This window comes from Alicyclobacillus macrosporangiidus CPP55, assembly GCF_000702485.1.
Classification (GTDB): domain Bacteria; phylum Bacillota; class Bacilli; order Alicyclobacillales; family Alicyclobacillaceae; genus Alicyclobacillus_H; species Alicyclobacillus_H macrosporangiidus_B.
On the sequence record NZ_JNIL01000001.1, the window covers coordinates 90210 to 103797 of the forward strand.

Sequence of the window (13588 nt, forward strand, 5' to 3'; positions counted from 1 at the left end):
CATCCACCACGTACCGTGGCCGATGCGCCCCTTTGGACGGGCGTCAGGAGGGGTTCGCGGGCTGAACGGAGATGGCGCCGTCATCCGACACCTGGATGGCGGCGGGATCGACCGGCGTGTCCAGGGTCTTGACGAGGGTCGACGTGCCAGAGCCGGAAGAAGTCCCTGCCGTCGCATTGCCGGTGCCTGCCGGCGTTGTGGGAGGAGAGTACCGGTAGACCGCGGTGGCTTCACCGCTGTCATTCAGCGCGGCGTAGTACAGGTCGTTGTCGACGGCGCGCAACAGCGCAGCGTTGCGCCGGATCAGGGTCAGGCCGTACTTGCTGTTGTAGACCAGGACGTTGTGCGTTCCCTCTGCGAAATCCTGCACGTACAGGTCGTTTGTGGTGGCGCTCACCGCAATTCGATCGATGCGGCGGCCGCCCAGCGGGACCTGAGACATCTCGCTCATGATATTGAAGTGGTACACCTGGTCCGACTGGCTGTTCCCGATCAGCACATAGATGTCGTTGGTCGTATCGCTGAACTCGATATCTTTGAACGTGGTCGTCGCGTACAGGTGAGAGAACGTCTGGATGAGCCGGACCGTCTGCGTGGAGACGTCGATGGTCGCCAGCGCCAAGCGGTGGTCCGACCCGGCGTCGAACTTCTCGCCCACGAACAAGGCGCTGTCCTGCACCCACTTCAGATACACCACAGGAGCTTTCATCTGAACGGAAGCCACCTCATCCGGCTTGCCCAGCTCCACCACGTGCACCTGGTGGCCGTCGTCGGCGTAGGCGGCGTACCGGCCGTCGTCGGATACGGCCAGCGTCGGGTGCAGCTGTTTGAGCTTTGCCAACTGCTGTTTCGCGGTGTCATTCGGCCGGGACGGCGTCTGGGCAGTCCGATTTTCGGCGGACGGCTGAGCCCCCGCGAGAATGGCGTTGTAATGGTAGAACGTGCCGACCTGCACTGCGGTCACGACCGCCACAAAGGCGAGAATGCGGCGCCCGGTCTTGCGCCGTTTCCGCTCCACGCGCTCACCCCCTGTTCTCGTTCGGCATCACGATGAACGCTGTGGCGACCTTGCGTTCACCGAGGATGTCCACGGGTTGGTTCACCAGTTTTCCGTTATACACCATCGTCGACGAGGAACCCCCGTCGAGGTTCACCGCGATGGTGGCGCCGTACTCGAGCATGATGTCCTGCACGTCCTTCAGGGACGCGCCCAGGTTGTCCGGTCCATGGATGAAGCGGCCGTCGGTGACGACGAAGATGATGGTGCCGTCCGCCCTCTGGCCGATGGCGGTACGGGGCGCCAAGCCCCAGCCGCCGTCCCCCTGCACTTGGCCCTTGCCGTCACGAACCAGAACCGGCCCGAAGGAGACCGCCTCCTGCACATGCAGTTGCTTCAACTGGGCGACCGAGTAGTTGCCGGCGACGAGCACTCCCTCGTCCGTGATGCCGATCACCGGCTGTTGATACCACTGGCTCTGGTCGTTCCCAATCAGCTTGCCGTCGTGCATCGTGATCCCGAGCGGCATGCCACCGGTCCCATGCCAGCCCACGTCCTGGAAAGCGCCCGCGTTGATGCCGGCGATGGCGTGGTTTTCGGCCACCATTTCGGACACGGTCTGCCCGGCTACACCGAGATCCTTCGTGACCGCCACCTTCACCAGGTTCGGGTTGTGCACCAGCATCACTTTCGCCTGGAAGGTTCGGCCGGTGTAGTCGTGGATCTCGATGGAGTTGTCGGTCACATTGCGAAAGTCTTCCGTCACGCTCATGTCCGCACTGGTGACGCGGGCGTTCGTGTCCAGAATGTGCGGCATGTGTGCCGCGATCTCCGCGTCAGACAGCAGAAACAAAGACAGGGGCCGCAGCAGGTACTGATGCCGCGTGGTCGCCAGAGAATCGATGACGAATCCACGCAGCGCCGTAAACGGTCCGGCGAACAGGAGCAGTGAGGACGACACGTATATATACAAAAGCGCCGCGATTCCGGCGACCAGCTTGCGCATGGCTCCTCCTCCCGATTTCGGGCACACCGAAACCCATGGATATCGAGGACATTCTACCACATATTTCGACAGGCTCGCTAGACGGGGCGGGGGCGGCCGCGACGGCCGTCCCCGGACGGAAGGGTCATCGGCGGGCCCACAACCCGCCACCGAAGAGGGATCACCGGCCCGTTCCGGGCCGCCGATGCAAGCCGGGGCCGCTCGCATGGGCGTACGGCGGCACCATCGGCCCAGAGGGCGGGAAGATGGGGGCCCCGGACGGCAGCCAGCCGCGGCGCTTGGCGCCTTTGTGGGCCATCTTGACCATCTCCTGCACCCGTTCGTCCTGTGCCACGCTGAATACCAAAGACCCGAACTTGATCAGCGTGTCCAGCCGCATGGCGTTCGACCTCCAACGCTGTCCGGTTGTGCTCTCGCTGCAGTGTATGACTTGGCAGCCGCGCGCACCCGGGCGGTTGGCCCAGACACGCGCAAAACGATGGTTCGCGACGGGGCGTACGGGACGGTGCGTTCGGGATGAGCGCGGCGCGGAGAGGGACACAGGCGGGCGCTGCGCGGGAAACGATGGTATAACGGAGGGGGATGCCACAGGCAAGATCATCCTGAACGAGGAGGCTGTGAGAATGCAAATGACCGGTAATACGGTGCTCATCACCGGCGGCGCCACCGGCATCGGCCTAGCACTGGCCGAGCGGTTCCTGAAAGCGGGCAACCAGGTGATCATCTGCGGGCGCCGTGAGGCCAAGTTGGAGGAAGCCCGGGCGCGCCATCCGGAGCTTCACACCCGTGCCTGCGATCTCGCGGATCCAGTCCAGCGGGCTGGGCTGGCGGAGTGGCTCTTCCAGCAGTTCCCGCACCTGAACGTCGTGGTGCAAAACGCGGGCATTCAGCAGCGCACGCACGTGCTGCACAGTCCATTGCCGTGGTCGCAGCTGGAGCAGGAGATCCAGATCAACTTTGCTGCTCCGGTCCACCTTACCCAGTTGCTGCTGCCACATCTGGTTCGGCAGCCGCGCGCGGCCGTGATCCACGTATCCTCCGGCCTGGCGTTGGCACCGGCCGCCTGGGCGCCGGTGTACAGCGCCACGAAGGCGGCGCTGCACAGTTATACCGTGTCATTGCGGATACAGCTGGAAGGGACCGCGGTCGAGGTGGTGGAGGTGCTGCCACCGGCGGTGAACACGGATCTCGGCGGACCTGGCCTGCACACCTTCGGCGTGCCTGTTGACGCGTTCGCCGACGCGGTGTTTGCGGCGCTTCGCGAAGGCAGGGTGGAGATCGGGTACGGGGGCACCGAGGAACGGCTCGGCCTGAGCGCCCGCGCGGCGACGGAGGCGGCGCGCCAGATGTGGGCCGGATTTGTGCGGAACAATCCTGGCTTCACAGGCAGCTGAACAGCCCCTCGCCGAAGCAGCCCCCCGGGTGTGGTACCGGGCCGGATGCGAACAGCGCGCTGCCGAAGTACTCTGTACGGAGCGAACGCGACGAGGCTGTCCGACAGGCCAGTGCCGGCGACGGCAGGAGCACCGATCCTAGTGACCGGTGCTCCTTCATCTTTGTATTTCTATGTGAAAGGTTGACTGAAAATCCTTGGTATTATCGAATCCTTCGTCAACCCTTTACAGTGCATTCACCGGAAATCCACACGACTCCGCTAGGTTTGGAAGTAAGGAGGGGTTGCTGTGGACGGAACAATTGGCGTTGTCGGCTTGGGGTACATCGGACTTCCCTTGGCACTGTGTCTCTGCGAAAAAGGATACAGAGTCGTGGGGGTAGATATCGACGAGGACAAGGTGAACGAGCTGTGCCGTGGACGGACCACGGTTTCGGAAACGCTGAACGGAGAAACCCTGGAGTCCATCCTGCAACGCCACCTGTCCTCGGGTCGGTTTATACCGACCACTCACATCTCCGTCGCGGCCTGGGAAGGGCGGGCCTACATCGTCACGGTGGGTGTTCCGGTCACAAAGGAGGGGACGCTCAACGAAGCTCCCCTGCTCATCGCCATGGAGCAACTGGGCAAGGTGTTGAAGCCGAGCGACTTGGTGCTGGTCCGCAGCACCGTCGTTCCAGGAATGATGGAAGATAAAATCATTCCCCGGTTGCGCGAGGCCAGCCAGATGACGCCGGGGGTCGACTTTCACGTGGCGTACGCCGCGGAGCGGGTCGCAGAGGGGCGGGCTCTGCACGAGTTTCAGACGCTCGACGTTGTCCTCGCAGGTCTGACCCCGCAGTGCGCAGCCAAGGCGGCCGATTTGCTCTCCCATCTGACGGCGGGCACGATTCATGTGACGGACCTTCGGACGGCTCAGTTGACCAAGGTGATCGAAAACGTGCAACGAGACGTGAACATTGCGTTGGCGCATCAGATCAAAGAGATTGCTGAGCACCACGGTGTGGACGTGTACGAGTTGATTCGGCTCGCGAACACGCATCCTCGCGTGCGTCTGCTCGAACCAGGCATCGGCGTCGGCGGCTACTGCATCCCCAGTGCCTACGCTTACCTCGCGGCGTCCCTGCCTGCTGGCCGCACGTTACCGCTCCTGAAGTTGGCGCGCGGCATCAACGAGACCGCGCCGGCTCGCACGGTGGAGCGATTGGCCAAGCAACTCATCGCTGTCGGCAAGAGCTTGGATGAGTGCACGATTGCCATCCTCGGCCTCGGGATGAAGGACGGGTCGAACGATGTCCGCCACAGTCCGGCGTTGGCGTGCGCGGAGCACCTGCTGCAAAGGGGAGCGGTCGTACGCGCGTTCGACCCGACGGTGCCGATGCAATTCCCGTTCCAGGTCTCCACCTTGGAATCGTGCCTGTACGGAGCGGACGGGGTGATTGTCGCAGCGTGGCAGCAGGCGTTTGAGGAATTCGACCTTGCGCGAGCACTCCGCATGTGTCGCCAACCGGCGGTGATCGTCGATTTGAAACACCGCCTGCGGAGATCCCTCGCTTCGGACCCTTCACAACGAGAGGGAGAGCTGGCCTGGGCGAGCCGGGGTGTCGACCGGTGATCGCGGACAAGGCGCGTGCCAAAACGGTTCTCATCATCTGCCACGCGTTTCCCCCAGTCGGGGGAATGGCCGTTCAGCGCCCGTTGAAATTCGCCCGGTACCTGGGCGGTTTCGGCTGGAAGGTCACCGTGCTGACGTCCGCGGACGTGTACGCCGCGACCATGGACCCCTCGCTGCTGCAGGAGGTTCCGGCAGATGTCACGGTTGTGAGGGTGTCCGACCCGGTGTCGAAGTGGGTGGGAAAGGCGATCTCGAAAACTACGACGAGTGGCGGCCCGACACACCGTCCCACTCGCCTGCCGTGGTTCAAACGGATGGTTCGGAGCACTCTGAAAAAACTCAAGCAGGCGCTGTTCGTTCCGGATGAGCACGTGGTGTGGGCTTTGTTCGCAGCGCGGGAAGGGATCAAATTGGCCAAGGAGCTGGGCGTGGACTGCGTGTACACGACTTCGGGGCCGAACAGCACGCACGTCGCAGGCCTCCTGATCCACTGGCTGACGCGAACAAAGTGGGTCGCGGATTTCCGCGACCCGTGGACGGACAACTTTCATTTCTCGCACAGAGGATTCAGGCGCCGACTGGAAGGTTGGATGGAGAGACAGGTGTTTCACGGCGCCTCGGCTGTGATCACCGTAACGGATGGCTTCAAAGCGTTGTTTGACCGGAAGTACCCGCATGTGCGGAAAAACATCCGGGTGATTCGGAATGGGGTGGATCCGTCCGATTTTCCGTCAGAATCGCCGTATCCAAAGTCTGACCGGTTCACCCTTCTGTATGCGGGAATTCTGTATCCTGCTCGCTCTCCAGCTGTTTTTTTCCAAGCACTGAGCCGTCTCCTGCGGTACGGGTATGTGCGCCGCGACGAAATCCGTGTTCAATTCGCCGGTGTGTTCGACTACCCGGGTTATGAGGACAACCGGAGGCTGGTGGAACAGTTGGATCTGCAGGAGGTGGTCGAGGTTCTGGGATACCTCCCGAGAAAGGAGGTCCTCGCCCGGATGATGTCCGCCGACGCCCTGCTGCTGTTTGGTGATCGCCCTTCGAGTGCGCGCGATTACGTGCCGGGAAAAGTGTACGAATACCTCTACGCAGGCAGGCCCATCCTCGCGTTGTTGCCGGATTGCGAAGCTGCGGACATCATCCGGTCGGCCAACGGCGGCATCGTGGTCGATCCGTACAAACCGGAGGCTGTCGCTGAGGCCCTCCGGAGTCTGATGAGTTGGCGGAGTGAAGACGGACAAGACGCCCAGCGCCCCGGAACGGTGGAGATGTACACGCGGCAGAAGCAAACGCAGCAATTGGCAGCCCTGATGGACCGCTTGGTTCAAACCGGTGCGGCGCAGTCACAGGGCCGGCGGCGAGGCAGGTTAGGCCAGGCAGATTCCCGGGAGGGGGAGCACCATGAGAGGACCGTTGTTGTTCGCGATTGAATGCGCCCGTGGTGGCATTGAACGGGGCGGACGTGGTCGAATCGTCTACCGGCAAGTCGCTCTCTTGTTCCCGGATCGGAGAGGAACCGTTGCTGCGGCTCATCGAGTGGGTGGAAGAACAGCGTCTGCACTGCAGGCTGATGGGACACCGCTACACGGTGTGCCGCAATGACCAGCTGGACTACGTGCAGCGCGTGTGGGGAGTACATTTCCGAAATCCAGAGGTTCTTCTGCCGCACGACCTGCGGAATTACTTGGGCCAGCCTGCCGAACCCGTCCTCAAAGTCGCCGTAGGATGCCGAGACTCCTTACGGCAGGCGCAGGTGTACGCAGAGCTTCGCTCCTGGAACGCGTTTGAAATCGCCCGCACCGAGCAGGGCGAACTGGAGCTCACGGCGCGTGGGACCACGAAGCTGTCCGGCGTTATCCGCGTGATTGAACCATTGAAAATTCCGCTGGCCAACGTGATCGCTTTCGGGAACGGAGAGAACGATGTCGACCTGCTTCGCTACGCCGGGAAGGGTTACGCGGTGGCGAACGCCGAGCCGGTGGTGTTGGAGCAGATTTCGCTAAGAACCGCCTCCAACGACGAGTGCGGTGTGGCGCAGGTGATGGAGAGGATCATCGCAGAGGCCGACTTGCGTCTGGCGTGATCTGGCTTGTGTTCCCCTATCCGAATCTCCAAACCAGGTTGTGACCAGCAAGGATTGATGCGCACCTAAAATGCGTATTATGATGAGGAGTAGCCTGGTGTGTTGGAGGTGCCACAAATAGAACGATACCTTTTCCCTTGCGTGTTCCTTGCGGAACCAGGCGGAAGCTACGCCGTCGTGTTCCCTGACTTGGAGAATCAGGGAGCATATTCTTGCGGATCGAACCTTCGCGAAGCCTACAAGAACGCTCGCGAGGTTCTGGAGATGGTTCTTCGCCAGATGAAAAAAGAGGGAACGCCAATTCCAGAACCGAGCAAGCCGGAGGACATCACTTGGCACAACGAGTATGAGGGATACGGAGGATTCGTCTCGCTCATCGAGGCGTGGATGGAGAACGAGGACAACGAGCGGAACCGTTCTGTCCGCGTGAATTGCACAATTCCGCGCTGGATGAAGGAGTACGCAGACGAGGAAGGTCTAAACTACTCGCAGATTCTCCAGAACGGAATTCGCCGTCAGCTTCACATCGAACACGTGAGCGGATGAACCCAGAAAAAAAAGGAACGACCTTTGCGGTCGTCCTTTTCTCAACCGTATCCTCTATAATGCGGCGGATGAAATACCCCGGCATGTCGTGTGCCGAGGTATTTCCGTTCGCCGTGGCAACCGCTGCCACAGACCGGTTCTTCATGACTCCATCGCTTTTGCCACGTATTCCAACAGCTCGCGGCTCATGCCAAACTGGGCTGCGTAACCGGGTTCCTCCGTGTAGCGCTTCTTGAGTGTCGCAGCGATGCCCGGGTCGCCACCAGTAAACATTTCGATGAGCTCCTTCCACCGCCGGGCCAGTTGGCGAACTTCGGGACTGTCGGGAGGCGTTCCCTTCTCCATCTCCGCCTTGACCTTGGCAATCAATTCTGGCCATTCCTGTTCGACTTCCCGAATCTTGTCCTGGCCAAGCAGTTCACCCTGCTTCCGGATCTTTTCCATTTGTTCCGGCGTGAACGGGTACTTCTCTGCCATGCGTATCCCCTCCATCAGATAAATGAATTCCTGAGCACTGACCGATTCCCGTTGTCGCAAGTGATCTGCCACCGTCTCCAGGCGCTTGTGCAACTCCATCAACGCCTCGATGTGCCTACGGATCTGGTCCATGTGCAGGTTCAGCACGGTGAGCGGCGAGAAATCGGGGTTGTTCAGACAATCGCGGATTTCCTCGAGCGAAAACCCGATGCTCTTCAACGAAAGGATTTGCTGCAGTCGCGCAAGGTCCGCCTCGGTATACCGACGATGGCCGGTCTCCGTACGATCCGATGGTACCAGCAGTCCCATCTCCTCGTAGTAGTGCAGCGTCCGCACGGACAATCCCGTTAAATCCGCGACCTCACCGACTCTCCAAACGTTTGCGTCTGTTCCCATTCCCTCCCGGAGACCTCCTTAAAATCATGCCGGCGCTCTTAACGTACATCCTCACGTTACGTGAGGATCAAGGGCCAATGTACATCAAAAACCCGATGCAACTGGCATCGGGTGGCACACCGCCCTGGCAGTGAAGCAAGTCCGTCGAATGGATGCACGACGGGGCGGACTTTAGATGTCGCAGTGTCTCCACGGATTCACACTTCAAGTGTCATGGACTCGTATGATTTCGGGGTACAATTACACCGTCAACCAAAAATTCTTACCAGAGGGAGTGGCGGGCGTGCCCGAAGAACGGAAGCCCAACCGCTTGATTCACGAAAAATCACCGTACCTGCTCCAACATGCGTACAATCCGGTGGACTGGTGGCCGTGGTGCCCGGAAGCGTTCCAAAAGGCACAACGTGAGGGTAAGCCTGTGTTCTTGTCCATCGGCTATTCGTAGCCCCTACGGGGGCGACCACAAGGAGTTTCCTAGGCCGACCTGTCACTGGTGCCACGTCATGGCGCACGAGTCCTTTGAGGACGAAGAGGTGGCCGCGTACCTGAACGAACATTTCGTCAGTGTGAAGGTCGATCGCGAGGAGCGGCCCGACATCGACCACATCTACATGACCGTTTGCCAGGCCCTGACGGGCCAGGGCGGATGGCCGCTGACGGTGATCCTCACGCCGGAGCAGCAGCCCATCTTCGCCGGGACCTACTTCCCGAAGCGGCGGCGCTTCGGCCGCATCGGGTTGATGGAGCTGCTTGAGCAGATTCAGCTTGCGTGGACGCGGGATCGCGCGAAGGTCCTTTCCGCCGGACAGGACATCGCGCGCCACGTACAGCAGGCGTTCGCCGCCCAGGGCCGCGCGGGGGAGGCCGACGAGGGGTTGGTGCGGCGCATGTATGAACAGCTGCGCAGCCAGTACGATGCGGAGTACGGCGGATTCGGCGATGCGCCCAAGTTTCCCACGCCGCACCAATTGATCTTCCTGCTCCGTTACGGACACCTGCGCGGCGCGGCGGAGGCCACGGAGATGGCGTCGAACACCTTGGAGCGGATGTACCGGGGCGGTCTGTACGATCACGTCGGATTTGGGTTCGCTCGCTACAGCACCGATCGCCGCTGGCTGGTGCCCCATTTTGAAAAGATGCTGTACGACAACGCCTTGCTCGCCCTTGCGTACACGGAGGCGTACCAGGCCACCGGAAGGCCGCTGTTCGCGGCGGTGGCCCGCGACGTGCTGACCTACCTGTTGCGCGACATGCGCGACCGGGAAGGTGCCTTCCACGCCGCCGAGGACGCCGACTCGGAAGGAGAGGAGGGCAAGTACTACCTGTGGACCGTCGAAGAGGTCCGGGCGGTCCTCGGCGACGAACTCGGCGATCGCTACTGCCGGTGCTTCGACATCACTCCAGCCGGGAACTTCGAGGGCAAGAACATCCCGAACCTCGTCGACCGGACGATGGAAGCGTTCGCTCGCGAGGAGGGCTTGGATCCGGACGAGTGGGGGGCGCAGGTGCGCGAGGCGCACGAGCGCCTGCGGTTCGCCCGCGAACGGCGGGTTCGCCCCCACCGGGACGACAAGATCCTGACCGCTTGGAATGCCCTCGCCGCGGTGGCCCTCGCGCGGGCCGGCCGGGTGTTGGCCGAGCCCGCGTGGGTGGAGGCGGCCGAGCGCGTGTATCGTTTTGTGCAGCAGCACCTCACTCGGCCGGACGGGCGTCTATTGGCCCGCTATCGCGACGGCGAGGCGGCTCACCTGGCCTACGCCGACGACTATGCCTTCTGGGTTTGGGCCGCCATCGAGCTGTACGAAGCCACCTTCCGGACCGAGTACCTGGCCGGTGCCCTTCGACTGCAGCGGGACATGCAGCGTCTGTTTTGGGATGAGGCGCGGGGCGGTTACTATTTCTACGGCTCAGACGCGGAGGTCCTCCTCGCCCGGCCGAAGGAGATGTACGACGGGGCCACCCCGTCCGCCAACTCGGTGGCGGCGTGGAATCTGTTGAAGCTCGCGCGCATCACCGGCGATCCGGCGTGGACGTCCCTGGCGGAGCGGCAGTTGTCGGCCTGTGCGGGGGAGGCCGCCCACCATCCGGCCGGGTACACCCAGTTCGGGATCGCGGTGTTGATGGCGCTCGGTCCCTCCAGGGAGATCGTCGTCGCAGGGCCACCGGATCGCGCGGACGCGGCCCAAATGCGTGCCGTCATCCAGCGGACGTATCTGCCCAATGCCATTCTGCTCGCCCACGACGGGGCGGCGGGACAGCGGCGATTGGCGGAGATCGCCCCCTTCGTCGCCGGCCAGGGACCGGTGAATGGGCTGCCCGCGGCGTACGTGTGCGAGCAGTACGCCTGCCGTCAGCCGGTCTTCGATCCGGAGGCGCTGGCGCGGTCGCTTTCCTCCGCGCACTCTTCCTGAACTGCTCTGGATCCCGTAGCCACCTGGAGGCCCCCGGCGCAACGTGCCAACCGGGGGCCGACCTGCGTGGTCCCCACAACGCCTTTTTGCAGGACTTCCCATTCCCGTGTCGAACCAAGAAGAGGCCGGTCGGCACCTGTAACAAGCCCTGCAGTCCTGCCGTCTAAATCAGGCGAGGCGGATGCATCCGCGCCGTCCTCTCGTGACGCTGCTGGATTTCCGGGTTGAGAACGTAAGGAGGATGGGAAGGTGAATAGAAAGGTTTGGATGGCGCTGTGCGCGGCTGCGGGCGCCGTGATGGCCGGATCTCCCGCGGTGTGGGCGCCAGTGGCCGTCTACGCCCAGGAACCGGTGCTCCACCTGGGCGATCACGGCCCGGCGGTGGCGGACCTGCAGAACGCGCTCAAGGCTGCCGGGTATTACAGCGGGGCGGTGGACGGTTCCTTCGGTGCGGCGACGTTGAACGCTGTGAAATCGTTTCAAAAGGCCAACGGCCTGCCGGCGGACGGCGTGGTCGGAACGGGGACTTGGAGCGCATTGACGTCGCGCAAGTTTCAGCCGATGCAGATTCTCCTCAATGGTCAAGTGATCTCGACGCCCTCCGGGTTTGCGTGGCAGGGGACCACGTACATGCCCATCTGGTATCTGCAGCAGGCCTTGACGAAGCTTGGCATTCTGAGCACATGGGACGGGACGTACTGGAATCTCCAGGTACCCGCGTCGATGCACGCCGATCTCAGCAACATCCAGATCGGCACCGGCGCGCAGGTGCTCGAGATCAACGGAACGCCGGTCAAGCGGGTCAACGGCATCGCGAGCAAAGACCCGGCGGGCGGAAGCATGACGACCTACATGCCTATCTGGTACTTGATGGGGCTCCTCGACCGGTTGGGCGTCCAGCATAACTGGGACGGTTCCCACTGGAACATGACCACCCAGCAGTCCTACTACGCGTACACGGCTGACGGGAAGGTGGTGGGCGGCCCGTACTCAACCCTCGATGCGGCCAAGGCGGCCATCGCGGGCATCCCGGGTGGGGTGATCAAGGACGGGGCAGGCAATGTGGTCTTCTCGGAAGCCGGTTTTGCTGCGTATACATCGCCGGCCCAGGACCCGGTGGTGTTGCCGACGCTGGATGCGGCGAAGCAGCGGATCAGCGGAGCGAGCACCGGTTTCGTGGTCGACCTGACCACGCACAAGGTCGTCCAGTTTCCCCAAAATTACTACTACCTGAATAGCAACGGGTCGTTTGTCAGCACCGTCTACGGATGGATCGGCGCGGCCCCGCCGAGCTTCGCAAAGCCGGGCGAGCGCTACATCGCCCTGGACGTCAATCCCGGACACTCGCCGCATCTCTCGCAATTCTATCTTCTCTCCCAGAGCGACGGGACGTATGTCGGCAAGCTCCTCGGTACATACGAGAATCCATTCCGCACGGTCGATCTCCGTTTCCCCGCTCCTGCAGGCGTGACGGCGCAGGCCATTGACCAGTGGTTCGCCGACAACGGCTCCCCCCTGCAGGGCCTGGGCGATTCGTTCATTCGGGCGCAGCAGCGCTACGGGGTGGATGCCGCCTATCTGGCTGCCCACGCCGTGCTGGAGACGGGCTGGGGCAAGAGCGCCATCATGCAGGCCAAGAACAACCTCTTTGGGTACGGGGCGTACGACGCCGATCCGGGACACGCGGCGGGGACGTTCCCGTCGGCGGACTACTCCATCCAGTTCGCGGCGTGGTTCGTACGCAATGGGTATCTGGACGCGGACGGGCAGCACTTTTACCAATGGCCGACGCTCGACGGGATGAACGAGCATTACGCCACCGATCCCGCGTGGTCGCAGAAGATCGCCACCCTGATGGCCGATCTGTCCCAGTCCGCTCAGGTGGCCCCGGGATCGTTCCCTCAGTATGTCGCAGGCCAGTCCGCGCCGGCACCGCAGTCGTCGGATGAGCCGGTGTTTCGGATGCCGGGCGCCCTTGGGGTGGTGCAGGCGAACCCGTACGGCAACTTGCCGGTGTGGAGCGACCCGTCCCAGGGGGCGGACCAGATGTTCCCCGGCGATCTGAAACTCGGGGACGGCGGTAACGGGGTAAAGCTGCTGCAGCAGGCCCTGAACCGGGCGAGCGGCGCGGGCCTCCAGACCGACGGGGCGTTCGGCCCCCTGACGCAGAGCGCGCTCATCACGTATCAACAGGCGCATGGCCTGCCAGCCACCGGCGTGTGCGATATCCGCACGTGGCAGAGCCTCATCCCCACCCCGGCGCAGTCGATTCCGCAGGGGGTACAGGTGACGGTCGACCAGGCGCGCGAAGGCATGGTGGGCAACCTGCCGACGGAGTGGTACCACGTGACGGCGGGCGGCGTGTCCGGTTGGGTGGACTCCGCGTACATCGCGCTCACCAACGTGTACCGCGCCATCTCGAACGGATCGAGCATGGTCAACCTCTACAGTGCTCCAAGCCGATCCGCGCAGGTGTTGGCGAAGGTGCACAGCGGAGACTGGTTGGTCTGTTCGAATCCCACCCCCGCCGGCGGGTTCATCGCGGTGCAGTTCGTGGATCAGAACCAACCTTCTGCATCTCCGGTGACCGCCTATGTGGACGCGAGTGCGGCGCAACTCGTCGCACTGCCTGCCCCGACAAGCAATTGAACGAAATGACCCGCC

10 protein-coding genes and 1 pseudogene are annotated in these 13588 nt (G+C 62.7%); 7 read left to right on the forward strand and 4 right to left on the reverse strand.

Annotated features, from left to right (window positions below; all coding sequences use genetic code 11):
• Positions 1-43: 43 nt before the first annotated feature.
• The 3 genes from N687_RS0100510 to N687_RS20495 form a co-directional block, all read right to left on the reverse strand.
• A complete protein-coding gene (locus N687_RS0100510) occupies positions 44-1018 on the reverse strand; it encodes a hypothetical protein (protein ID WP_029420003.1) in 975 nt (324 codons plus the stop codon).
• Positions 1019-1022: 4 nt separating this feature from the next.
• Positions 1023-2003 carry a phosphodiester glycosidase family protein gene (locus N687_RS0100515; RefSeq protein ID WP_035461958.1) on the reverse strand — a complete coding sequence of 327 codons (981 nt, stop codon included), beginning with the start codon at positions 2001-2003 and terminating at the stop codon, positions 1023-1025.
• A gap of 160 nt (positions 2004-2163) precedes the next feature.
• Positions 2164-2382: a hypothetical protein gene (locus N687_RS20495; RefSeq protein ID WP_035461961.1), complete on the reverse strand. Its 219-nt coding sequence runs from the start codon at positions 2380-2382 to the stop codon at positions 2164-2166.
• Between the two features lie 244 nt (positions 2383-2626).
• Between N687_RS20495 and N687_RS0100525 the strand changes: the two genes are divergently transcribed.
• The 5 genes from N687_RS0100525 (at position 2627) to N687_RS0100545 (ending at position 7640) form a co-directional block, all read left to right on the forward strand.
• Complete coding sequence (locus tag N687_RS0100525) at positions 2627-3397, forward strand: SDR family oxidoreductase (RefSeq protein WP_029420005.1); 771 nt, start codon at positions 2627-2629, stop codon at positions 3395-3397.
• A gap of 288 nt (positions 3398-3685) precedes the next feature.
• Positions 3686-5011: a nucleotide sugar dehydrogenase gene (locus N687_RS0100530; RefSeq protein WP_051662823.1), complete on the forward strand. Its 1326-nt coding sequence runs from the start codon at positions 3686-3688 to the stop codon at positions 5009-5011.
• Positions 5008-6441 (forward strand): glycosyltransferase family 4 protein, encoded by a 1434-nt coding sequence (locus tag N687_RS0100535; RefSeq protein ID WP_231493358.1) that lies wholly within the window; start codon positions 5008-5010, stop codon positions 6439-6441. The genes N687_RS0100530 and N687_RS0100535 overlap by 4 nt, the downstream gene beginning before the upstream one ends.
• Positions 6442-6452: 11 nt before the next feature.
• The gene (locus tag N687_RS21800; protein WP_197029174.1) at positions 6453-7094 is read left to right on the forward strand and encodes an HAD hydrolase family protein; all 642 of its coding nucleotides are present in this window, start codon (positions 6453-6455) and stop codon (positions 7092-7094) included.
• A 99-nt stretch (positions 7095-7193) separates the two neighbouring features.
• Positions 7194-7640 carry a type II toxin-antitoxin system HicB family antitoxin gene (locus N687_RS0100545; protein WP_029420009.1) on the forward strand — a complete coding sequence of 149 codons (447 nt, stop codon included), beginning with the start codon at positions 7194-7196 and terminating at the stop codon, positions 7638-7640.
• A gap of 141 nt (positions 7641-7781) precedes the next feature.
• On the opposite strand, the gene N687_RS0100550 is transcribed toward N687_RS0100545, so the two are convergent.
• The gene (locus N687_RS0100550) at positions 7782-8513 is read right to left on the reverse strand and encodes a MerR family transcriptional regulator (RefSeq protein ID WP_029420010.1); all 732 of its coding nucleotides are present in this window, start codon (positions 8511-8513) and stop codon (positions 7782-7784) included.
• A gap of 283 nt (positions 8514-8796) precedes the next feature.
• Between N687_RS0100550 and N687_RS0100560 the strand changes: the two are divergent.
• Together N687_RS0100560 and N687_RS20510 are read left to right on the forward strand one after the other, a co-directional pair.
• Positions 8797-10924, forward strand: a pseudogene (locus N687_RS0100560) (thioredoxin domain-containing protein).
• A 249-nt stretch (positions 10925-11173) separates the two neighbouring features.
• Entirely contained in the window at positions 11174-13573 is a 2400-nt protein-coding gene (locus N687_RS20510) for a peptidoglycan-binding protein (RefSeq protein WP_156039986.1), read from the forward strand.
• The last annotated feature ends 15 nt before the right edge of the window (positions 13574-13588 follow it).